Raw genomic sequence first — 589 nt, forward strand, 5'->3', positions numbered from 1 at the left:
GCGTAAACCCACAGGATGGTGAAGCCTTTTCCGGTGCCGCCGGCCGCTACTTGTGAGGGCAGGGCGAGGAAGACAGGCGGCTTCAGAAAGACGCTCGACCTGAGCAGGCATCTTTACTCTTATGTCTGGAAAACCACGCGTGCCAAGCAGATTGCAATCTGCCTTCTCACCGCAATCCTTGCGCCCCTCATGATGGTTCCACTCGAACTGCAGCGCAGGATAGTCAACTACGCCGTCGTCAGCCGAAGCGTTTGGCTGCTGGTCATCCTGGGTGGGATCTATCTCACGGTCATTTTCCTTCAGGGGGCGCTTAAATATTGGCTCAATATGCTGAAGGGCCTGGCGGTCGAGGTCATTGCCCGAGATATCCGGCTCCGCATTCTCGATCGGGTATCCGAAGGCGGCGAAGATAGTGGAAAGTCCGGAACGGAGCTCAACGCCGGAACGGTCGTTTCGATGCTGGCCGCGGAAACGGAAGACGTCAGCGGTTTTGGCGGCGACGCCTTCGGCTTACCACTTCTATCCGGTGGGACGATCGTCTGCGTCTTCGGTTATCTTCTCTGGGTGGAACCGGTCATCACCATTCTTG

Annotated in this window: 1 protein-coding gene; it reads left to right on the top strand. The window is 57.4% G+C overall.

All coding sequences use genetic code 11. The features are described from left to right. Positions 1–15 precede the first annotated feature (15 nt). Positions 16–589 (top strand): hypothetical protein (locus AC1D0P_RS27235; RefSeq protein ID WP_477679582.1); only part of this gene is annotated, 574 nt, incomplete at its 3' end.

The sequence above is a fragment of the Polaromonas sp. P1_G2 genome, from assembly GCF_056405515.1.